We start from the raw sequence: 21,806 nt of genomic DNA on the forward strand, positions 1-21,806 counted from the left end.
ATGCCTTCTGCTTGGGACAGAAGGCATTTTATTTAATTAATGATCATGTTCTAAATAATCTGGTTTTTTCGGAAGCGCAAGGCTACATAAGAAACAGATAATCAGCATGACAATGACATATATAAAGAAGGTATTTTCAATTCCGGCAGCTTTAAACTGTAAGGCAACCGAAGGTGCAGAACCACCAAACAGCGCATTACCTACTGCATAAGAGAAACCTACACCTAAAGCTCGCACATGAGGTGGGAACATTTCAGCTTTTACCAAACCACTAATGGAAGTATAGAAGCTGAGTAACATCATCATAAAGATGAGTAGTAAGGTAATAATGATCGGCGAATCAATATAGGTACGCATCCCGATCACCATGACGGGATAAATAAAAATAGCGGACAATAAGCTAAATGCCAACATTGATGAGCGTCGCCCAATACGGTCCGAAATTGCACCAAATACAGGTTGAGCACACATATAAACAAATAGGGCGAAGGTCATGATATAACCAACGGTTTTTCCATCCATCCCTAAGTTGGTTAAATAGGTTTTTGAATAAACGGTCTCTACATAAAACGTTAATGAACCGGCAGAAGTGTATCCAACCACCAATAAAAAGGTTTTCCAGTGCTTTTTAAAAAGTTCTCTTAAGCTACCAGACTCTTTTCGTTCGCTATCTTGATGAGAAAGCGTTTCTTCTAAACGACTACGTGCAAGCAAAGATAAGATTGCTGCGATACCACCAATAACAAATGGAATACGCCAACCGCCATCATGTAATTGTTGTTCACTTAAGAACGTCAACAAAATAACGCCCAGTAAGCTTGCAAGCAATTGACCACCAGAGAGAGTGACATATTGGAAAGATGAGTAAAAACCACGCTGACCTTTTAAACCTAATTCACTCATATAAGTAGCAACGGCGCCATATTCACCACCCACTGATAAGCCTTGAAGTAGACGAACAAGGAGTAACAGAAAAGGAGCAAATAAACCGACTTGATCATAAGTAGGCAAAGCTGCAAACAAAAAGGAGCTTAAAGCCATCAAACAGATTGATATGATCATCGACTTCTTTCGGCCATGTCGATCTGCAATACGACCAAATAGCCAGCTTCCAATCGGACGCATAAAGAAGCTTGCTGCAAATACCCCCCAAACATAAATAGACTTGGTCGTACTATCCATATCAGGTGCGGTTAAAGCTTGAGTAAAGTAAGCAGCAAATACGGCATAAATATAAAAATCAAACCATTCGACTAAATTACCAGAGGCTGCGCCTACAATCCCACGTATTCGACTACGTTTTTCTTCCTGAGTATATGTCATATTACATCCATCGTTTTGTAGACAAAAACTAGGAATTTTTTAGGTATGCTAAACAGAAAAGAGAATGAAACAGTAAAAGTTACTCAACCCTGAGCACGTCCTTAAAATTCCTAACCATTCATTTTTTCTAATTTTAAAATTCGTTTCTAGTGAGATTACGTCCTTTTGTTCGATTTAAAGATATTTTAACCAATGATCGAACATTTCCTTACGCTCAATTTGATAATGAATTATATTTAAAATCATTGAGCTAATTTAATACCAGTATTTTTTCTATTCTCTTTCTCCTTTTTAGGTTCCATTTTGAGCTTAAGTGTAATTTGAATATTTGGTAATACTTAAAAAGTTATAGCGTCAATTCCTAATAAAATAAATGAAATTTATATAATGATAAGTTTATAAAATTTGTGTCAAATACACTTAATCGAAAAAGTACAGAATGTATTGTTTCTCAATATATGTAGCTGTATTCTTGCGTGGCTAAAAATAGACTCCGCACTCATTTCTAGCGCTTTAGAATTATGCACGGTATGGCAGGTAGTTATTCAATGGAAAGACGTTCGATAAATCTTCACTTCATGACATGCTCTAAAACAGCATTGGCTTCATCTATTGCACTCATAACATCTGTCGTCTATGCAAATGAAGCGGAGGTTTCGCAGCTCCCAACTATTACTGTGAATGCTACACAAAATAATGATGCACTATATACGTCTAAAAAAGTTAATTTATCTGGTTTTCAAACTAGTGATGTAAAGAAAGTTCCTGCATCTATTACAACCATTACCTCTGAGCGTATAGCAGACCAACACGCAAAAACTTTAACTGATGTTATTAAAAATGATTCCTCTTTAGGGGATGGCTATGCTGCAATTGGCTACTATCCAAATTTTGTAGCACGTGGTTTTGCGCTTGATTTAGGCTCAAGTTATCTCATTAATGGCCATACTATACGTGGCGAACAAAACGTGGCTTTAGAAAATAAAGAACAAGTTGAAATCTTAAAAGGTATTTCTGCAATTCAATCTGGAATGTCGACGCCGGGTGGTGTGGTTAACTATGTAACCAAAAGACCAGCCGATGTTAAAAACATTACTGTAGATGCAAATTCAGAAGGCGGTTATACACTGGCAACAGACGTAGGTGGTTTTGTTAATGACAATTTTGGTTATCGAATCAATTTAGCGCATGAAAGTATTCATCCAAATGTTGACCATGCAAATGGTAAACGTGAGTTTGGTTCAGTTGCTTTAGACTGGAAAATTAATGAGCGTTCTAAATTATTGTTTGATATTGAAGCTCAGCATCAAAGTCAACGTTCAGTACCAGGTTATCAACTGCTTGATGGGCAAGAAGTACCAACAAATGTAGATCAAGACCGTTTATTGGGTTACCAGTCTTGGAGTAAACCTGTTGTAAATAACAGTGTAAATGCAAGTTTGAAATATCAATATGCATTTAATGATCAATGGAGTGGTAGCTTAAATGCATCGCAAAGCCGTGTTGTAATTGATGATAATAGTGCTTTCCCATGGGGCTGTTATAACGATATTTGTGAATATTCTGGTTTGGGCAATACTTTTGATAAACACGGAAATTATGACATTTATGACTTCCGCAGCCCAGATGATACACGTATTACTAACCAGTTCGCTGCTGGGTTAAATGGTCAATTCAACACTGCTAATATCCAGCATCAAATCGCTTTCGAATTACAACGTACATATAAAACCTTAAAGCACCATACACCACTGAATGTAGCGGTAGGAACAGGCAATATCTATGAAGATACGATTGACTATAGTCCGTCATCGGAAAGTCCAGGCGATCGTTACAAAGCTCTAGAGAGTGATCAGACTGCATTTACAATCTCTGACCGAGTTCAATTTAATGATCAATGGTCAACTCTACTCGGTGGAAAACTGATTCACCTTGATGAGCAAGCCTATAAGCCAGATGGGCAGCAAAGCCGTGATACGGATTTAAACAAGTTTTTACCACAATTAGCACTCATGTATAGCCCAACTTCCGCGACTAATCTTTATGCTTCATATACCAAAGGTTTATCAGATGGTGGCGAAGCTCCTTGGTATACAAACAATGTCATGTATGGCACTGGTCCCCAGATATTATCACCTAGAAATTCTGAACAATATGAACTTGGTGTTAAGCAACAATTACGCAACTTCTTATTAACAGCAGCTATTTTTGATTTAAAACAAGACAATCAATATAGCCAAGTGAATGTAGATGGGACTTTTGATTTTGTTGAGCAAGGCGAACAACACAATCAAGGTATTGAGTTAGGTTTAACAGGCGCCTTAACCGATACACTTGATGTAAGCTCTGGCATTACCTTTACTAAATCTCGTCTTGTTGATATTGATACTGACAGCTACAAAGGTCATCAAACTCAAAATGTACCAAAGGTACGCGCAACTGCACAGTTATCTTATAAAGTACCGTCAGTTGAAGGATTAAGATTACTCAGTGGTATGCAATATAGTAGCAGTAAATATGCAAACAAAGAGGGAACTGTAAAAGTAGGCGGATATAGTGTCTTTAATATTGGTGCTGCCTATAAAACAAATTTTGCTGGGCATGACACAACTTTTAGATTCAATATTGATAACTTATTTAACAAGAAATATTGGCGTGATGTAGGGGCATTTATGGGGGATGACTATGTGTTCTTAGGTAATCCTCGCACAGCTCAATTTTCTACAACTTTTAGCTTTTAAAAGTTACAGGACAAATAAAAAAGGAGCTTTAAAAGCTCCTTTTTTATTTCAGGAATTAAGCCGACATTTTTGGTTTAACCATATTATTAATCGACAAGATATCATCAAGCACTTGTGCTGATAATAAACCTTCATTCTGAACTAGAGCCAATACACTTTGCCCAGTTTCATTTGCTGTTTTAGCAATACGAGTTGTCGTTTCATAACCTAGGTATGGGTTAAGCGCAGTCACAATACCAATTGAGTTTTCAACTAAAGCTTTACAGTGCTCAGGGTTCGCCGTAATCGTATCAATACATTTACTTTGGAACATTGCCATTGCTTTACCAAGTAAATCCATCGATTCAAATAGTTTGAATGCAATAAGTGGTTCCATTGCATTTAACTGTAATTGACCAGCTTCAGCAGCTAAAGTTACAGCCAAATCATTTGCAATAATCTGGAAGCAAGCAAGATTCATTGCTTCAGGAATAACTGGGTTTACTTTACCTGGCATAATCGAGCTACCCGGTTGACGTGCTTCTAAGTTAATTTCATTAATGCCAGTACGTGGACCACTTGAAAGTAAACGCAAGTCATTGGCAATTTTTGAAAGTTTAGTTGCAGTACGTTTTAATAAACCAGATAAAAGAACAAAGTCACCCATATCTGAAGTTGCTTCGATTAGATCTGGAGCTGACTTAATTTTCTTACCAGAAATTTTTCCAAGTGCTTGGATCGCGAGTTCACGGTAACTATATTCAGTGGTAATTCCTGTACCAATCGCTGTACCGCCAAGGTTCATATAAGCTAAAACATTTGGAATAAGCGTATTAATTTGCTCAAGGTCTTTTTGTAGAGTTACCGCAAAAGCACCAAACTCTTGACCTAATGTCATAGGCACAGCATCTTGTAACTGAGTACGTCCCATTTTTAAAATGTGTGCAAACTCTTGAGACTTATTTAGGAAGCTAAGAATCAAATTGTTAAATGGAAGATTTAACTCATCTAGGCTAAGTAACAAACCTAAACGGATTGCAGTAGGGTATACGTCATTTGTTGACTGTGACATGTTAATGTCGTTATTTGGATGTAAGTACTGATATTGACCTTTAGAATGTCCCATATATTCTAAAGCAACGTTTGCCAATACTTCATTTGCATTCATATTGGTTGAAGTACCAGCACCGCCTTGCATCATGTCGATTGGGAACTGGTCATGGAAGTTTCCACGAATAAGCTGATTACAGCTATATTCGATCGCTTCAAATTTAGTTTGATCTAAGTTTTTAAGATTATAGTTTGCTTCAGCACAGGCAAGTTTAACCATAGCTAATGCTTTAATTAAGTTAGGGAAATTTCCAACTTTGCTATTTGTTAAGTTGAAATTTTCTAAAGCACGTAATGTTTGAACTCCGTAATAATGATCATTGTTGATTTCTCTATGACCAATAAGATCCTTCTCAATACGGGTAGTAATATCTGCGTTCATCATTAAACTTCGATTCATTAAAGATGATTCATCTTAGAATTCGAAATGCTTCACTTCTAATGCATTTATTAAAGTAATTATGCATTTTTTGCATATCAAAAAATGAATTACACTAAAATGAATATGGAATAGTTGATGAGTCTTGGAAGCTATATATCTTACAAAATTTAATATATTCAATTGCTTGTATAATTTCTTTAGAGTGAGTTGCTCAACAAGAATTAAGTAAATTAAAAAATTTGAAGCGAACTAAATAATGATTTTTATTCAGGAACGTTATTAAATTATTTGAATTTTCATGTGAAAATTAATTTATATAAAGAAATAATGAGTTTCGTTTAATAAATTTTAATAAAATTGTGATGCATTTCACATAAAAATACTTATAATACAGAAAATTTTGATTTATTAAGTTTATGTTAAAAGTAATTGGTGCCTTACTAATATTGGGAAGTTTTACTTGCTATCTCCTTATAGGAAATGAAGAAAAAACTGAAACCAAAAGTTCACACATGCTTAAAGAAGCTGAGCAATCGATTAAGAATGCTGAGTTATCTATTCAAAAAGCAAAACAAAATATCCCTACTGCATCGTATAAGTAATTGAGGTAATGAAGATTATTGTCTATTAAATAATCTTCTGACTGAAATTTTATTAAGATGTCAGCGCTGTAAAGAGACAAATGCATGAGAATGAAGTTTATTGCATATGACCCTAACTCTGGTGAAAAACTAAGCTTGAAAGAGCATATTCATCACATGGATAAATACACAACTTATGTTTTTTTTAGTGATGAAAAAGACAATATGGTATTTAACCCACAGAAAAAACAGATATTTGAAATCAGCCAATATACCTCAAACATGATGGTTGAAATTTCAAGAAAGTTATACTACTTAATTGGTGAATATTAGTTCATTTTCTATAGATCATTATGTGGATGAATTATCGCTCTTACTGATGAATTAATGCACTCCCTGTCAGTCTATAGATACTTTAGTATAATAGTCGGGATTATCTTATTAATTTATACTTACCTTAAATATTGTATGAAATACAATTAATTATTAATACTGCTTAAATCCTGAAATGAGGTAAGGTAATCATTTACTTATCAATTATTACCTTACCAAATCATAGTAAGAGTAAATAATAATTCTTTTTTTGATGATTAGATGAAGTGAGAAAGAGTCTAAAACTAGATTTTTTAGATACTTTTTATAGTGGAATAGTGTATTAATTTAAGATTCTTAAAATTCAATCAATAACCTAGAGATTGGTTATTGAAACAGTTTACAGTCCGCATTCTTCCCCAAGGTGCGGACTTTTTTTATCATTAAAATGTACGAATAGAATTTCGTGCTTATTTCTAAAAGTTATCTTGTTAAGATCACTTATTTAATTTTATGATGGGTTTTTATTGATTGATTTAAATAATTTTTTTAGCTGAACTGTACTTATGTTCATCTCTTGTCTCGTGAAAACAAAACCTATTATTTTCTTATCTTCTTTTCTATGTCAGAATTATTAAATACTTAATTTTATAGATTGGCTTTGTCCTTTCACTTCTCGCATTTTTGCAGGTACTCCCTATGTTTTATCATTCTTTCTCATCCCTAAATTTATTTATGCTTCTTCCCAAAAATATCAATTAATAAAATTACAAATCTAAAAGGGAATAGATAAGATGAATTTAGAAGTCCGTTGGGTAGAGGATCTCCTCACATTAGAACGTGAACGTTCAATTTCAAAAGCAGCCGAGAAAAGATTTATTAGTCAGTCTGCATTTACTCGAAGAATTCAACAAATTGAAGAAATGATTGGTGCTGAAGTCATTATTAGGAACAATAAAAACAACATCGAATTTACAGATATTGGCCGAATTTTATTAGTGATGTCTAAGAATATTGAAAAACAGGTAGAGGAAACCGCAAAACTCATTAAAAATATTAAGAATGAGACTGAATCTACCATTCGTTTCTGTGTGGTCCACTCATTAGCTTCAGGTTTTTTAACAACATTTTTAAAGAAATTTCCTACTCTTATTCGTGATTTAAAAATTGAAATTGTCGCAACGAATAGTGGAGAAGGTCTATCTTTGTTAAAAGAAGGCGCCTGTGATTTCATGATTTGCTATGCAGATAAAAGCAATATTAGAAAAGTTGGAGATGATATTTTAAGTGGTATTAAAATTGCTGAAACGGTCATTGTACCGGTTTCTGCAACTGAACCCGACCATAGCCCAAAACATACAATACAAAGTAACTTTGCTCTACTAGCGTATAGTAAACACGCATACTTAAGAAAATTAGTGGACCAACTGATTGAAGGTAAGCTCGTATATAAAACGTTATATGAAACTGATAATGCCACCAATTTAAAAGAGCTGGTTTTACAAGGTCTAGGGGTTGCTTGGATTCCGAAAATTAATGTTGAAGAAGACCTTGCAGCTGGGAAATTGGTTATTTTAGATCAGCAAGAATATTGCCTTGCTCAAGATATTTATATTTTCAAAAATAATTTGAGTGATAATAAATCGGTACAACAAATATGGAATGGTTTTAAAGCCCAGCAAGAACTATAACGCATACTCATTCAAAGGGTGAAGTACACGATATTTATATATAAATTAAGCAAATAAGTAGATTATGCTTGGGTCTTTATGATGAAAGGCATGATAAAGCATTGCCCCTCGTCTGAATTCTTTGCTAATTTAGAGTAAAATTCAATAAGTCAAAAGTAGGGTAGAAGAATTTTTCTATCATTTATAACTGCTTTTGAACTTATTTCAATGGATTATTAAGTCCAAGCGGAGACAATTTTGTTTGATCTAGACAGTAGATTATTAAATATTTTTTATCATATTTATCGGTTCAAAAGTGTTTCAATGGCTGCAGATGCTATTGGTCTAACACAGCCGAGTGTAAGTAACGGTCTAAACAAAATTCGTCAACATTTTAATGATCCTTTGTTTATTCGAGTCGGCAATGAAATGATTCCGACCGAACTGGCAAAGCAGATTTTTCCTCTGATTAGTGAAGTTATTGATAAAGTTGAAAGTATTAATAACTTTAATGTGAACTTTGATCCATTGACATCAGACCAGCTGTTTACGATTGCAATGACTGATGTGTCACATTTAGTTTTACTGCCTCAGTTAACCAACTATTTAAAAGAAAAAGCACCTCTCATCCGTTTAAATATTAGGCCTATTACGCCAGAAACCAGCTATCAAATGGCAAATGGTGAAATTGATTTGGCGATAGGTTTTTTACCACAATTAGAAGAAGGTTTTTATCAGCAGAAGTTTTTTCGTCAACACTATGTTGTGATTAGCTCAAAAAGCCATCCGCGTTTAGATCCAAATAATTTTACTTTAGAAGATTATATGCGCGAATATCATATCGATATTGATGCAGGTATTGGGCATTATCACATTAAAAATGAGCTACAAAATAAAGGGTTGGATCGAAATATTTTAATTCGGTTACCAAGTTACTTAGGTGTAGGTCTAGTCGTTCAGGAAACAGATGCGATTGCCACTGTTCCATATTATTTAAGCCAAGTTTTATTGGTTAGAGAGAACTTACAAATTTTACCTGCACCGCTTGATTTTCCAACTTATGATGTTAAGCAACATTGGCATATGTCTTGTCACCATAAGAGTAGCCATAAATGGTTCCGTCAAACTTGTTATGAGCTATTTAAAACAGCTTAGGAATTTTACTTATAAAAAAGAAGATGTAAGAAAAATCCTTACATCTTCTTTTAATTTTGAATTAAATTTCAATCGCAACGGCTGTTGCTTCACCACCACCAATACATAGAGCCGCAACGCCTTTCTTTTTACCTAAGCGTTTTAACGCATAAATAAGAGAAAGGATAATTCTTGAACCTGTAGCGCCAATTGGATGGCCTAATGCACATGCACCACCATGGACGTTTACTTTAGCTTCATCAATACCTAGTTCATGAATTGGTGCCATTGCCACCATTGCAAAAGCCTCATTAATTTCCCAAGCATCTACTTCATCAACAGACCAACCAGCACGCTCAAGTACTTTCTGAATTGCACTAATTGGAGCAATTGTGAATTCGCTTGGATGCTGAGAGTGCGTCGAAGTTGCCACAATTTTTGCTAAGGTATTTAACCCATGGCTTTGAGCATATTCTTCAGTGGTTAGTACTAATGCAGCAGCACCATCAGAAATCGAGCTTGAGTTAGCGGCTGTAATTGTACCGTCCTTGCTAAAAGCAGGACGTAAAGTTGGAATTTTCTCAAGATTTGCTTTTAATGGTTGCTCATCTTGATCAACAACTTCAACACCTTTGCGGGTTTTTACTTCAACAGGAACAATCTCTTCTTTGAAATAACCTTCCGTAATTGCAGTTTGCGCTTTTTTAAGTGAAGAAATTGCAAAGTCATCCATTTGCTCACGGGTAAAGCCTTTGGTGTTTGCCATGTCTTGCGCAAAAGAACCCATTAAACGACCTGTTTCTGCATCTTCAAGGCCATCTAAAAACATATGGTCCTTAATTTCACCGTGTCCCATACGATACCCACCGCGAGCTTTAGGCAAAATATAAGGTGCATTTGTCATAGATTCCATCCCGCCAGCCACAATAATATTGGCACTGCCTGCTTTTAAGGTATCTGATGCCATTAACACCGCTTTCATTGCAGAGCCACAAAGTTTATTAATGGTCACAGCTCCGACATGATCAGGCACACCAGCTTTACGCATGGCTTGACGAGCAGGACCTTGACCAATACCTGCACTGAGTACACAACCAAAAATTACTTCATCTACTTGTTCAGACTTAACACCTGCACGTTGGATCGATTCACGGATGACAGCAGCGCCAAGTTCTGGAGCAGTTAGAGAAGATAAACTACCCTGAAAACCACCCATTGCAGTACGGCTACCTGAAACTATAACAATTGAACTCATCTTAATATCTCTTATTGGTGTATTTGCTAAATTTGCCTTCAGCCTAAACTAAAGGCGCCACTAAATTAAAAAGTTGGAGGGGTATAGCTGAGCGTTCTACCAAAGAACCACAGCAAGAATAAAACTAAAGGAAAATGCACAACGAGCTGAGTCACTGTAAAACCAATCACATCTTTTGCTTTTAGTTTTAAAATGCCTAACATTGGAAGCATAAAAAATGGATTGATTAAGTTTGGTAAAGCTTCGGCTGCATTATAAATTTGTACAGACCAGCCCAAATGAACCTTTAAATCATTTGCTGCTTGCATAACATATGGGGCTTCAATAATCCATTTTCCACCACCTGACGGTACAAAGAATCCAAGTACCGCAGAGTAAACTCCCATTACAATCGCAAAGGTTTCTTTTGATGCGATTGAAACGAAAAACTCGGCAACGTAATGTGATAGTGATAAATCCTGACTGTTTAAAGCTTGCGTCATAATAAATGCAATACTTCCGTAAAGTGGAAACTGAATTAAAATTCCTGATACGGCTGGAACTGCTTTTGCGACAGCATTTAAGAAGTTTCGTGGTGTGCCATGTAAAGCTAACCCAAGCATTAAAAACACGAAGTTGTAGGTGTTGAGACTTGAAATGGCAATGATGGGATTGCTTTTTGAGAATTCAAAAAACATCCAGATTAAGCCTAAAACCACCACAATAATCGTTAAGATAGGCGAATTTTCTAACCAGTCACCTGGACGAGTAGATTTTGCTTCATTTGTTTTTTCTTCTTCAAACTGCACATCAAAACTATCAATTGTTTTAACATTATTACCTTTTGGAGCTGACCAGTAAGCAATTGCAATTGAAACAATCACCAAAATAATGGTCATTGCGATTGATTGCCAAAGGAAAATCGTTTCGGTAAATGGAATAACACCAGTCAGGTTATAAATTGATTCAGGCAAGCTACTTTTATTGGCTTGAAGCTGTGCTGCCGAAGAACTAATTCCTAATGCCCAAGTCGCCCCCATACCAATAATTGCTGCCGCAGCCGCAGCACGGTAGTCCATATTCAGCTCTTTACGTTTTGCTAATGCAATTACTAAAAGTGCAGTAAGAATTGTACTAACAGCCCAATTGACCAGTGAAATTAATAAACTGACGGTTGCCACCAAAACAATAGCACCACGACCAGAACTTGGAATACGTGCCATTTTTTGGATGAGGTATTTAACGGGCTTAGATACAGAAACGACATAACCTACAATAATAAGCATCGTCATTTGCAGGGTAAAAGGAATAAGACTCCAGAAGCCATTACCAAATGAAGTGGCCACATCGTGGATTGGGGCGCCAATAGCTAAAGCAGCGACAGAGACAATAATGACGCCAAGCAGAGCAAAAATATATGAATCAGGAAACCATTTTTCAGACCAGTCACTAATCCGAAGCGCAAATCTTTCAAAATTTCCTTGCTGTTTTTCCATAACTGAAAAATCCTTCTCGTTCTTATTTATAAACAGCACATCCGGTGCTTAAAAGGGTTAAGACCCAAGCTCACTTACTAACTTGAGTCTTGTACAGCTAACTAAATCTTAGAATTTACGCAACTAAGGTTTTATAAAACTCAACACCTGTAGCAGTTTGAATTTGTTCGAGCGTTACGTCTTTAGCTAGTTCAATGAGCTCTACACCTTGTGGCGTAATATCCATTACACCTAAGTCTGTAATCACGCGATGAACAACACCTTTACCTGTTAAAGGCAAACTACAGCTTTTCACGATTTTTGGTGTACCGTCTTTTGCACAGTGTTCCATTAGAACAACAACTTTTTGGACGCCAACAACCAAGTCCATTGCACCGCCCATACCTTTGACTTTCTTACCCGGAATCATCCAGTTCGCTAAGTCACCTTTTTCAGAAACTTCCATTGCACCTAAAATTGCAATGTTGACATGGCCACCACGAATCATGGCAAAAGATTCTGAGCTTGAGAAAAAGGCTGCACCAGGACGAGCAGTAACCGTTTGTTTCCCGGCATTAATTAAATCTGCATCAACAGTTTCTTCGGTTGGAAACTCACCAATACCTAATAAGCCATTTTCAGATTGAAGCCAAACATTAATATTTTCAGGAATATAATTGGCAACAAGAGTAGGTAAGCCAATACCTAAATTGACATAAAAACCATCTTCAAGTTCTTTTGCAGCACGTTGTGCCATTTCATTACGTGACCAAGCCATTTTATACTGCCTCCGTGCTTAAAGTTTTATGCTCAATGCGTTTTTCAGGTGATGCATTTAATACGATGCGGTTTACATAGATACCTGGCAAGTGGATTTCATCCGGATCCAATTCACCAATTTCAACCACCTGTTCAACTTCCGCAATTGTAATTTTTCCAGCCATCGCACATTCAGGGTTAAAATTTTGAGCAGTTTTACGAAAAACTAAATTACCTGCCTTGTCTGCCTTATATGCTTTAACAAGAGCCACATCTGCTGTTAACGACTCTTCTAGAATGTAGTTTTTGCCATGAAAAGTACGTTCTTCTTTACCTTCGGCAATGAGTGTACCTACGCCAGTTTGTGTGTAAAACGCAGGAATTCCAGCGCCTCCTGCACGTAGCTTTTCAGCTAAGGTACCTTGTGGAGTTAGTTCAACTTCTAGTTCACCATTTAAATACTGGCGCTCGAATTCTTTATTTTCACCCACATAAGAAGAGATCATTTTTTTGATCTGTTTGGTTTGAAGCAAAATACCTAAACCAAAATCATCTACACCTGCATTATTAGAAATACATGTGAGACCAGTCACGCCACTTTGCTTAACTGCAATAATCAGTTTTTCAGGAATTCCGCATAAACCAAAACCGCCTACAGCAAGTGTTTGATTATCTGCAATAACATCTTTCAGTGCTGCCTCTGCATTGGCATAAACTTTATTCATTCTGTTGTTTTCCTATATCCCTTAGTAATTTAGTTTTAGCATCACATTTTGCGTTATAGAAGTTAATTTTTTTAAAGGATTAATAAGTATAATCAATGAATGGTATCAAACTCTCAACAAAATAACAGTTTTACACTGAGCAAAAAATGTTAAAAACTGATTGCAATATACTGAAAAATATAATAATTAATAAATTTATCTTAAACGTGTGCTTAATTCATCTTAAAAGACAGTCTTTAATTTTTTAAAATTTATATTGAACCAGTGCTTCAATAAATTGAGCAGAAATATTTGAAATTTCAAAGTTCTTTTTATAAACAATTCCTACTGTTTTATGAATGGCTTCATCTTTTAAATCTATCAGTACGTTATGTTCCTTATCAATGTGTTTGGCAAAATGTCTTGGAATTGCACTTACTCCAATACCGTAAGCCACAAAACTTGAGAGTGATGAAATTTGATGACATTCAACTTTTAAATCGAGCGTTATATTATTTCGCAAACAATTTTGCTCCACTAAATATCGAACAATTGAAGGTTTCTGTAAGGTCACAAATGGGTTTGAACAAAGCTCATGCCATGTAATAGAAGATGATTGAGCAAGTGGATGAGTCTTTGGCAAAAGAGCCAAGAAATCTTCTTCAAATAGGGGTTTAAACTCTAAACCTTCGGTGAGATCTGGTTCAAAACAAATACCAAGCTCAAAAATACCATCCTGAACTTTTTCTATAATGGTCTCATTTGGAATATCGTGAATTGAAAAATTAAGATTAGGGTGAACAGCTAAAAACTGGTGAATTACTTCAGGCAAAATTGCGTGAGTCACAAAGGGCATAGATGCAATACTTAAAGTTCCCCGATTAAGCTTAAAGCGTTGTTTGACATCATTTTCCATTTCATCCCAATTGGCGAGTAATTTTTTTGCATACGGAATGAGGGATTTGCCTTCTTGGGTAAGCTCAACACGGCGTGTATTACGGTTAAACAGTTTACCGCCTAACTCTTCTTCTAAACTTTTGATGGTGAGACTTAAAGCTGATTGGCTTAAATGTAACTCCAAAGAAGCATTGGCATAGTTGAGTGTACGTGCAAGGGCTAAAAAAGCTTTTAGTTGTTTAAGCGTCATTTCTTTCCTTTAAATTACTCAACTTACCTAGAAGAGTAATTTATACGAAAATTTGCCTAATATGATGTTTTTTGACAAAAAATTATGAAAAATAAAAATCATGGACTTATTTGATAGAGCAGAAACTGTAGGATGGTAAAGAACAGATATTAAAGCTAATTTTCTAACGAGGATTTTAGCTTTCTGTATATGCTTATTAAGATATACCACTAATATTATTAATACCAAGTATGCAAGATTTATGTGTCAAAGCCCTTTGAAGGGCTTTCTTTTAAATATTTACATTTGATATTTTTTCAAGAATTTTTTTATTTCAAGAGAGTATTTGAAAGGATGTGAAAATCGAAACATATGACCCGTACGCTTGATAATCACTTCTTCTGAGTTTTTAATATTCTTTAAAAGAGTTTTAGAAGCTTCTTCTCCAATCAGTTTGTCTTCATCAGGTGTAAGAATTAATGTGGGTACTAAAATGTTTCCTAAGAGAGGTATATAGTTGATTTCTTCAATTGATTGAATACGATTGATATACGCTTTGTGAGGCGTGGATTTAATAAATAAATCTCTACTTAGATTTGTTGACCAGGGTATTTCTCCCTCTTTATCAAAAGATGAAGTGAGCTGTGCAGAATGAAATCGAAGTGTTAGTTGTCGATAAAATGGACCTGAAAAGAAAGGGGCAAGCATTGATAAAAATTTGAGTAGTGGAGAAGTAATCGGACTTTTAGCAAAACCGCCAGAAATAACCAAACCTGTTAAACCTTTTGGTTGACGTATTGCAACAGCAATTGCTGCTATAGCACCATAAGAATCACCAACTAAAACGTAATTATCTAGATCTATTACTTGATCCATAATGAAATCAGCTAATTCTTCTATTTTATTAATATCATTCGGTAAACAAAAAGTGCGCATATTATAATTTTTTAATTCAGTAAGTTGATTAAGTTGCCATGCTGCTCCTGAGAAGCATGGAATCATGACTAGGGTTGGCTGGTTATTCATGAATTACTCCAATAATTTATATAATCATATTAGAGTGATTCTAATCAGCTGAAATTATGATCTCTAATGGCATTCATTCATTGAATGCATGCATAAAATTAATAATTAAAAAAAGAATTTTTTAAATGGCTGATTGCGCTGATATTAGTGTGTTTGTAATCCATTCGATCATAGGTTCATTAATCCTATCTCTCGATCGAATAATATAAACCTCCCAAGTTGGTAATACCAAAGGTAGCTCAAAAATGCTCAATTGAGCAGTCTCTTGTAATTTTAATGCTACTCGCTCAGCTATTACTGCTATTGAATCTGAATTACCAACTAAGAATGGTACAGCCAAAAAACTAGGACAAATTACGCTAATTTTGCGTGTAAGGTTATGAGTTTTTAGTACTTCATCTACAATTCCCCGTATATCTCCATTCGGTGAGACTAAGATATGCGAAAATTTGATAAAATTTTTGATATCTATGTACTTTTTGTTGTCGCGTTTGATTAAAGCTGGGTGATTTTTACGAGCAATCCCTACAAATCTTTCTTGATGGACAAATTGGCAATCTAAACGCTGGGGGATTTGGAAAAAAGATCCTGAGCCAATTACAATATCAATATCTCCATTATCTAACATGCTTAAAGCTGATTCAGTATTAGCTTGTTTTAACTTCAAAACTATATCAGGAGCAGCCTTCTGAAGCTGAGCAAATGCAGGATTGATAACTGTTAATATTGCATGGTCAGTAACTGCCAGTACAAGGGGCCTCTTTAAGTTCATGGGATCGAATTGCCCTCTAGGAGTAGCAACTTGTCTTATTAATTCAAGAGCTGTTTTTACTTGTGGCATTAATTCAACTGTTAGTGGAGTAGGCTCTATTCCTTTAGGGTTACGAATGAATAAAGGGTCCTCTAGAGTATTACGTAGCCTTGATAAAGCATGGCTAGTTGCAGATTGTGTTATATGCAAGCTTTCTGCCGCACGACCAACGTGTCTTTCATTCCATAAAGCTTCAAGTACAACCAGAAGATTAAGATCAAAGCGAGTAAGATCCAAAGATTTCATAGCTTGTAAACCAAAAGTTGAATTTAAAAAATTTAAGCTATACAGAATTTGAAATAAGTACGCTCAATGCTTTCATAGTGTTTTAAATTTATATTACTCTTATTAGAGTACATACTAGAATGCTTTCAATAGATATACTTTAAATCTAAAAAATAAATGATTATATCTAGTTAGATATTTCAATTAACTCGACTCTAGCTTTGGCTGCAGAAGTAACGCTAACGATGCACAGACTGTAAGAACAAGGCCCAATTGTTGTACTAGCCCAGCCAGTCCAAGCATACATCCCAAAAGTAAACAATATGTTAGACCGAACAATGAACCAGCTTTACCTGCTTGTTCTCGATAATGACAGAGTGCCCGACTAAGTATGTTTGGGATGGCAATACCATAGGCTAGAACGACCCCAGCCATCGGAATCAAGATCCATACGGTTGTTTGTAATATCCAAACAATCACGCTTGATAACATTGCGATGTGACAAGCATGTCTTACCAATATTTCTGGTTCAATATTTGAGGCAAGTAGTTTTCGATTTAATAAACTACCCATAAGAGATGAGATTGCTAATAATAATCCTGTCCAGCCAAACGAAGTGAAAATTGGCAATTAATATATCCATCAGATGCTCGTCTAGAATCGTGGTTAGAGCATGTCCGTTTTGGTGAACTACCTCCACGGTTAGGCCAACTAGCTCAGATAGTAGGTGCTTGTGAGCGCACTATTAGCCGAATATTCATTCGTGATACAAGAATGAATTATCAAAACTGGAGACAGCAATGGAGATTATTAAGAGCGATGGAAATGCTAGCAAAAGGAAGACAAATAAGTGAGGTAGCGCAGCAATTAGAATTTATCAGTGATAGTGCATTTATCGTTTTTTTCCGCCAATATACAGGTACTACTCCAGTCCGTTATCTACGGAATATTTTTGGTGAAAATTCCTATAAATAAAATTTTCTTTATCGTCTGATTAAGCAGCTGTGTGCTGTGGGGACAATCAGTTAATAGTTTTTTAAGTCCAGAAGGAGCTCTCACTGGCTTAATGGTTACACCATAATTACGTACGCTAAATTAATAATTTTACACTAGACAAAGTTTTGAAAAGCTCACTTTCGGGAGCTTCTCTATTAATTAAAATTAGTTAAAGAAAGTTTTGATCACGAATATCTTAATTTGGTTTTCTTTGTCAAAATCTTAATAATCTTAAAGACCTGATTATTCAGCTTTATTTTTTGATGGACGGTTGCACTGTCGAGTTGATCCCACAGCTCAAATGGAAAAAACTCTGAGCTATGATCAAATACCCATAACCATTGGTAGCTATGGTTCAGTGTATGAGTATCAAAACGAACATCTTGGACTTTGACAATCTTAAGCTGTTTATGGTGTTCGTGTTGAAGAATAATTTCATGGTTCTCCATTAGACCGCCACAAATTAAAAAACAGGTTTTAAGTGTACTTGAAATAAGATTTTCTGGTTAATTGGTTAGGTTGGCATTCATTTACAAAACATTTCTACTTGTTAAAGTTTGTCATTTTCAAAATGATAATAATCTTTACTCTTGAAATACAAGGTTTTAAGTAGGTTGCATTGTAAGGCTTATATCTAAGTGTCAGAATGCACGTTGACATTTATCTTCGAGTTATCGCTATGAGTTTAATAGGCTTTATGTATGCAAGTAAAACCAATAGTGAACATAGTCAAATAAAACAAGATTTAATTGATATCCTCACAGAAGCAGTCAAATTCAACTCTCAAAATGACATTACTGGTGTGCTTTACTATGGTAATGGATACTTCTTACAATACTTAGAAGGGGAGAAAGAACAAGTTGAGACGCTATTTTATAAATCAATTTTGAAAGATTCGAGACATCAAAACTGCGAAATTATCTTTTTGGAACCGTCCGAACAGCGGTTATTTAAACATTGGAGTATGAAATTTGCGCCTATAAATACCAAAATAAAAGATTTCTTTTTTCATCATCATGTTGATGAGTTTAATCCGTATTTACTTAACACTAATTCAATCCCATCTTTTATTGAATTACTTGTAGATCAACCCAATTTGAAAGCGGATCAATATCAAGTTTAACCAAAAATATATTTTTTGATTGGATATAGATCCAAAAAGAAAATGTTGAAGGGTGATGATATTAAAGTTTCTAAAAAAGCCCTGCACAATCAGGGCTTTTAAAATTATATTAAATATAAATAGTACTATTTTACATTTACGGCTTACTACTAACTAATGATTTTTCAAATGCCATTTCTGCATCTTTTACAATAGCAGAAAGTTTTTCTGGTTGAATAAATGCATTAACTTGACCTGCATCTTTGCGCGCTTTATTTCCCATAACATCTGCAACTTCTGGATGGCTAGTAAGCACAATGTCTGCCTTCATATTTTTTAAACGCTTAAAACTCTGACGATAATCTTCTACAATATTTGGATATTGATGATTATTTTGTAAAACATTGCCAGCAACAGAGAGACTGCAAGGGAAAACAACATTTAGGTTCTTACCATTAGATTTAACTTCAGTTGACCAAGTTGTACAACCCGGAGTATGGCCTGGGGTAAGAGTAGCTTTTAGTTTTAATTTCCCTAGTTTAACTACTTCTCTATCGTGAATGACTTTATCAACTTTAACTGGAGTAAAAGGAATACTTTGGAAGGTGTTTTCACCTATTGGTTTTCCTATTTCTAAAGCTCGAACATCCTGCTGCATAGCAATTAATTTGGCGCCAGTGTCTTGTTTAATGCGGGCAAGTGCACCTACATGGTCCCAATGAGCATGGCTTGTAACCATAATTTTTACATCTGATAACTTAAAACCCAATTTTTTAATATTCTGCTCTATTTGCTCTGTATTTTCCGGAAGACCTGTATCTATCAATAAAGCTTGATGATCAGAGGTCAATAAATAGGTTCCAAGACCGTGAGTACCTACATAGTATATATTTTCAGTAATTTGGAATGGCTGAGTATTTTGTGTCCAGTCATCAGGTAACTTTAATGGTGTAGCTGAGGCAGATAGAGAAGTCAGCAATATACTTCCTGTAAACAATATCTTTTTCTTCATCTTTATTGGACTCATAGGTTGGTCGCAGTAATTAAAATTTTATATTTTAACGCCTTTACTATAATTAGACCCTAATTTATTCATAAAAAAATATGACCATTCATTAAATTTTTATGTGTTCGTGCTTGTTTTTCATTCATTCTTACTGATAAGTCATTTCAGAACCAGTCTCTTTAAAAAGCCTTTGGCTCAATCTATAAATAGCTCTCAAAAAACTCAAATTAATAAATTAGTAAAGACTAGTTTTTAATGTAGGGAGGATAGCGATTTGATGTTTAAGATACAGCTTTCTCACTATTTTCTTAAGATTAAATTATGAATATCTACTAAATTATTTTAAAAAATATATTATTTAATTGTCTTTACTAAATAATATGAAATTATTAATTTAATTTACTCAATAATTAATAAGTTTTATAAATTAATAATGGCTTTTAAATAATTTACTTTACCAAGAAATTTATATAAATACCTGTATTTTATTGATATTTTAAAATTTAAATAAATTACATTGTTTTTAAATATTTTAGTGATATTTTATTTTTAAGCTCATTTATCTATTACCAATCGTAGATATTGTGATTTTTATCATTTTAGGTTTGGGATAACCTAAATATCTTTTGGTAATTTTGTTGAACCTAATATCTATTCTTTAGGGAGAAAGAATATATGTGGGAATTATTTGTAATTCTACTTTCGCTTGGGCTGTTAATGTATACAGCTTACAAGGGGTTTTCTGTCATTCTCATGGCACCAATTTGTGCCTTACTTGCAGTTTTACTCATTAACCCAGCCAATGTTTTACCGTTTTATTCGGGTGTCTTTATGCCCAAAATGGTGAACTTTATTAAAGATTACTTTCTTGTGTTTTTGCTCGGGGCAATTTTTGGTAAAGTCGTTGAAATGTCAGGGATTGCTGAGTCTATCGCTCGAACCATTGTGAGATGGATTGGCGCAAAAAAAGCAATTTTAACGGTTGTATTACTAGGTGCAATTTTAACATACAGCGGCGTGAGTTTATTTGTGGCTGTATTCGCAATTTATCCATTTGCCAACCAACTATTTAGACAAGCTAATATTCCAAAACGTTTAATTCCGGGAACCATCGCGCTTGGTGCATTTACATTCACTATGGATGCATTGCCAGGTACCCCACAAATCCAGAACGTAATTCCAACCACTTTTTTTGGTACCAATATTTATGCCGCACCATTTCTAGGAATTATTGGTGCTATTTTTGTTCTATGCATGGGTTTAAGTTACTTAGAATGGCGTCGCCGCGCTGCTGCAAAAGCGGGGGAAGGATTCTCTGGTTTTGGTATAGACAATACACCGTCTCAAGAAGTTGAAGCTGATATGAACTTGCAAAATAATGGAAGTTCGGCTCGTCAGTTTCTAGCATTTGTACCGCTCATTCTTGTTGCAGTAATGAACAAATATTTATCTAAAGCAATCAAAGAATGGTATCCAAATGGCTTTGATTTTGCCTCAGTTGGTCTAGCTGATTACACCGTAGATGTTGCGAAAACTGGTGCGATATGGGCGGTTGGACTTGCGCTGATTGTAGGGATTATTACTGCAATTTTGTTTGATTACCAACGTGTAGTAACGAACTTTAAAGAAGGTATTAATGCGAGTATCGGCGGCTCACTTTTAGCCGTGATGAATACGGCTTCTGAGTACGGTTTCGGTGCCATTATTGCGTCATTACCGGGCTTTGCCATGATTAGTCATGCAATGAGCAGTACTTTTACAAATCCTTTAGTAAATGGGGCGGTGACGACAACTGTTTTAGCAGGTATTACCGGTTCAGCTTCTGGTGGTATGAGCATCGCTTTAAGTGCGATGGCTGAACACTATAATGCGGCGATTTTAGCTGCGGGTATTCCACCAGAAGTTATGCACCGTGTAGTTGCGATGGCGTCAGGTGGTATGGATACCTTACCGCACAATGGTGCTGTCATTACTTTACTCGCTGTTACAGGTTTAACCCATAAACAATCGTATAAAGATATATTTGCAGTTACGGTAATTAAAACATTAGCAGTATTTGTGGTGATTACGGTCTTTACCGTAACGGGTATTGTTTAAATCAGCACGTTAT

The 21,806-nt window shown here is 35.2% G+C and carries 19 protein-coding genes and 1 pseudogene; 8 read left to right on the forward strand and 12 right to left on the reverse strand.

Translation table 11 applies throughout. The annotated features are described in order from the left end of the window. Window positions 1-36: 36 nt before the first annotated feature. The gene (locus MKL35_RS07015) at window positions 37-1,323 is read right to left on the reverse strand and encodes an MFS transporter (protein WP_032012013.1); all 1,287 of its coding nucleotides are present in this window, start codon (window positions 1,321-1,323) and stop codon (window positions 37-39) included. 521 nt (window positions 1,324-1,844) lie between these two features. On the opposite strand from MKL35_RS07015, the gene MKL35_RS07020 reads away from it, so the two are divergent. Further along, window positions 1,845-4,064: a TonB-dependent siderophore receptor gene (locus tag MKL35_RS07020; protein WP_119689260.1), complete on the forward strand. Its 2,220-nt coding sequence runs from the start codon at window positions 1,845-1,847 to the stop codon at window positions 4,062-4,064. 55 nt (window positions 4,065-4,119) lie between these two features. On the opposite strand, the gene MKL35_RS07025 is transcribed toward MKL35_RS07020, so the two are convergent. Beyond that, on the reverse strand, window positions 4,120-5,538 hold the full coding sequence (locus tag MKL35_RS07025) for an aspartate ammonia-lyase (protein ID WP_002047389.1): 1,419 nt from the start codon (window positions 5,536-5,538) through the stop codon (window positions 4,120-4,122). Window positions 5,539-5,951: 413 nt separating this feature from the next. On the opposite strand from MKL35_RS07025, the gene MKL35_RS07030 reads away from it, so the two are divergent. The 4 genes from MKL35_RS07030 (at window position 5,952) to MKL35_RS07045 (ending at window position 9,253) form a co-directional block, all read left to right on the forward strand. Next, window positions 5,952-6,137 (forward strand): hypothetical protein, encoded by a 186-nt coding sequence (locus MKL35_RS07030; protein WP_004708863.1) that lies wholly within the window; start codon window positions 5,952-5,954, stop codon window positions 6,135-6,137. Between the two features lie 90 nt (window positions 6,138-6,227). Next, window positions 6,228-6,449 (forward strand): hypothetical protein, encoded by a 222-nt coding sequence (locus MKL35_RS07035; RefSeq protein ID WP_000668585.1) that lies wholly within the window; start codon window positions 6,228-6,230, stop codon window positions 6,447-6,449. Window positions 6,450-7,222: 773 nt separating this feature from the next. After that, a complete protein-coding gene (locus MKL35_RS07040) occupies window positions 7,223-8,119 on the forward strand; it encodes a LysR substrate-binding domain-containing protein (protein WP_002050172.1) in 897 nt (298 codons plus the stop codon). A gap of 237 nt (window positions 8,120-8,356) precedes the next feature. Beyond that, a complete protein-coding gene (locus MKL35_RS07045) occupies window positions 8,357-9,253 on the forward strand; it encodes a LysR family transcriptional regulator (protein ID WP_004887299.1) in 897 nt (298 codons plus the stop codon). Window positions 9,254-9,314: 61 nt separating this feature from the next. On the opposite strand, the gene MKL35_RS07050 is transcribed toward MKL35_RS07045, so the two are convergent. From MKL35_RS07050 to MKL35_RS07085, 8 genes are all read right to left on the reverse strand, one after another. Then, the gene (locus MKL35_RS07050) at window positions 9,315-10,487 is read right to left on the reverse strand and encodes a thiolase family protein (protein WP_023896762.1); all 1,173 of its coding nucleotides are present in this window, start codon (window positions 10,485-10,487) and stop codon (window positions 9,315-9,317) included. 65 nt (window positions 10,488-10,552) lie between these two features. Beyond that, window positions 10,553-11,962 (reverse strand): short-chain fatty acid transporter, encoded by a 1,410-nt coding sequence (locus tag MKL35_RS07055; RefSeq protein WP_032012016.1) that lies wholly within the window; start codon window positions 11,960-11,962, stop codon window positions 10,553-10,555. Window positions 11,963-12,077: 115 nt separating this feature from the next. After that, window positions 12,078-12,719 carry a 3-oxoacid CoA-transferase subunit B gene (locus MKL35_RS07060; RefSeq protein ID WP_032012017.1) on the reverse strand — a complete coding sequence of 214 codons (642 nt, stop codon included), beginning with the start codon at window positions 12,717-12,719 and terminating at the stop codon, window positions 12,078-12,080. Window position 12,720: 1 nt separating this feature from the next. Further along, window positions 12,721-13,425: a CoA transferase subunit A gene (locus MKL35_RS07065; RefSeq protein WP_004887294.1), complete on the reverse strand. Its 705-nt coding sequence runs from the start codon at window positions 13,423-13,425 to the stop codon at window positions 12,721-12,723. A gap of 244 nt (window positions 13,426-13,669) precedes the next feature. Continuing rightward, on the reverse strand, window positions 13,670-14,551 hold the full coding sequence (locus tag MKL35_RS07070) for a LysR family transcriptional regulator (protein WP_002050110.1): 882 nt from the start codon (window positions 14,549-14,551) through the stop codon (window positions 13,670-13,672). 279 nt (window positions 14,552-14,830) lie between these two features. Next, window positions 14,831-15,556: an alpha/beta hydrolase gene (locus tag MKL35_RS07075; protein WP_032012019.1), complete on the reverse strand. Its 726-nt coding sequence runs from the start codon at window positions 15,554-15,556 to the stop codon at window positions 14,831-14,833. 121 nt (window positions 15,557-15,677) lie between these two features. Continuing rightward, complete coding sequence (locus MKL35_RS07080) at window positions 15,678-16,613, reverse strand: LysR family transcriptional regulator (protein ID WP_106479365.1); 936 nt, start codon at window positions 16,611-16,613, stop codon at window positions 15,678-15,680. Window positions 16,614-16,796: 183 nt separating this feature from the next. Beyond that, window positions 16,797-17,222, reverse strand: coding sequence for a hypothetical protein (locus tag MKL35_RS07085; protein WP_228132246.1), 426 nt, complete (start codon window positions 17,220-17,222; stop codon window positions 16,797-16,799). Here MKL35_RS07085 and MKL35_RS07090 point away from each other — a divergent pair. Next, window positions 17,199-17,567, forward strand: a pseudogene (locus MKL35_RS07090) (helix-turn-helix domain-containing protein); the annotation flags it as partial. The gene MKL35_RS07085 and the pseudogene MKL35_RS07090 overlap by 24 nt on opposite strands. Window positions 17,568-17,773: 206 nt before the next feature. On the opposite strand, the gene MKL35_RS07095 reads toward MKL35_RS07090, so the two are convergent. Continuing rightward, window positions 17,774-18,037 (reverse strand): hypothetical protein, encoded by a 264-nt coding sequence (locus tag MKL35_RS07095; protein ID WP_270913209.1) that lies wholly within the window; start codon window positions 18,035-18,037, stop codon window positions 17,774-17,776. A 230-nt stretch (window positions 18,038-18,267) separates the two neighbouring features. Between MKL35_RS07095 and MKL35_RS07100 the strand changes: the two genes are divergently transcribed. Further along, complete coding sequence (locus tag MKL35_RS07100) at window positions 18,268-18,711, forward strand: BLUF domain-containing protein (protein ID WP_004708845.1); 444 nt, start codon at window positions 18,268-18,270, stop codon at window positions 18,709-18,711. A gap of 136 nt (window positions 18,712-18,847) precedes the next feature. Here MKL35_RS07100 and bla read toward each other — a convergent pair whose 3' ends face one another. Next, window positions 18,848-19,702, reverse strand: coding sequence for a putative subclass B3 metallo-beta-lactamase (gene bla / locus MKL35_RS07105; protein WP_081404400.1), 855 nt, complete (start codon window positions 19,700-19,702; stop codon window positions 18,848-18,850). A gap of 669 nt (window positions 19,703-20,371) precedes the next feature. On the opposite strand from bla, the gene MKL35_RS07110 reads away from it, so the two are divergent. Further along, complete coding sequence (locus MKL35_RS07110) at window positions 20,372-21,793, forward strand: GntP family permease (RefSeq protein ID WP_002049969.1); 1,422 nt, start codon at window positions 20,372-20,374, stop codon at window positions 21,791-21,793. The last annotated feature ends 13 nt before the right edge of the window (window positions 21,794-21,806 follow it).

This window comes from Acinetobacter sp. AOR41_HL (assembly GCF_027854645.1).
GTDB lineage: Bacteria > Pseudomonadota > Gammaproteobacteria > Pseudomonadales > Moraxellaceae > Acinetobacter > Acinetobacter nosocomialis.

Excerpts from the sequence above, each read along its gene's own strand:
- MKL35_RS07015 (WP_032012013.1), bottom strand. The coding sequence starts at position 1,323 with ATGACATATACTCAGGAAGAAAAACGTAGTCGAATACGTGGGATTGTA.
- MKL35_RS07020 (WP_119689260.1), top strand. The coding sequence starts at position 1,845 with ATGCACGGTATGGCAGGTAGTTATTCAATGGAAAGACGTTCGATAAAT.
- MKL35_RS07025 (WP_002047389.1), bottom strand. The coding sequence starts at position 5,538 with ATGATGAACGCAGATATTACTACCCGTATTGAGAAGGATCTTATTGGT.
- MKL35_RS07030 (WP_004708863.1), top strand. The coding sequence starts at position 5,952 with ATGTTAAAAGTAATTGGTGCCTTACTAATATTGGGAAGTTTTACTTGC.
- MKL35_RS07035 (WP_000668585.1), top strand. The coding sequence starts at position 6,228 with ATGAAGTTTATTGCATATGACCCTAACTCTGGTGAAAAACTAAGCTTG.
- MKL35_RS07040 (WP_002050172.1), top strand. The coding sequence starts at position 7,223 with ATGAATTTAGAAGTCCGTTGGGTAGAGGATCTCCTCACATTAGAACGT.
- MKL35_RS07050 (WP_023896762.1), bottom strand. The coding sequence starts at position 10,487 with ATGAGTTCAATTGTTATAGTTTCAGGTAGCCGTACTGCAATGGGTGGT.
- MKL35_RS07055 (WP_032012016.1), bottom strand. The coding sequence starts at position 11,962 with ATGGAAAAACAGCAAGGAAATTTTGAAAGATTTGCGCTTCGGATTAGT.
- MKL35_RS07060 (WP_032012017.1), bottom strand. The coding sequence starts at position 12,719 with ATGGCTTGGTCACGTAATGAAATGGCACAACGTGCTGCAAAAGAACTT.
- MKL35_RS07065 (WP_004887294.1), bottom strand. The coding sequence starts at position 13,425 with ATGAATAAAGTTTATGCCAATGCAGAGGCAGCACTGAAAGATGTTATT.
- MKL35_RS07070 (WP_002050110.1), bottom strand. The coding sequence starts at position 14,551 with ATGACGCTTAAACAACTAAAAGCTTTTTTAGCCCTTGCACGTACACTC.
- MKL35_RS07075 (WP_032012019.1), bottom strand. The coding sequence starts at position 15,556 with ATGAATAACCAGCCAACCCTAGTCATGATTCCATGCTTCTCAGGAGCA.
- MKL35_RS07080 (WP_106479365.1), bottom strand. The coding sequence starts at position 16,613 with ATGAAATCTTTGGATCTTACTCGCTTTGATCTTAATCTTCTGGTTGTA.
- MKL35_RS07095 (WP_270913209.1), bottom strand. The coding sequence starts at position 18,037 with ATGGAGAACCATGAAATTATTCTTCAACACGAACACCATAAACAGCTT.
- MKL35_RS07100 (WP_004708845.1), top strand. The coding sequence starts at position 18,268 with ATGAGTTTAATAGGCTTTATGTATGCAAGTAAAACCAATAGTGAACAT.
- bla (WP_081404400.1), bottom strand. The coding sequence starts at position 19,702 with ATGAAGAAAAAGATATTGTTTACAGGAAGTATATTGCTGACTTCTCTA.
- MKL35_RS07110 (WP_002049969.1), top strand. The coding sequence starts at position 20,372 with ATGTGGGAATTATTTGTAATTCTACTTTCGCTTGGGCTGTTAATGTAT.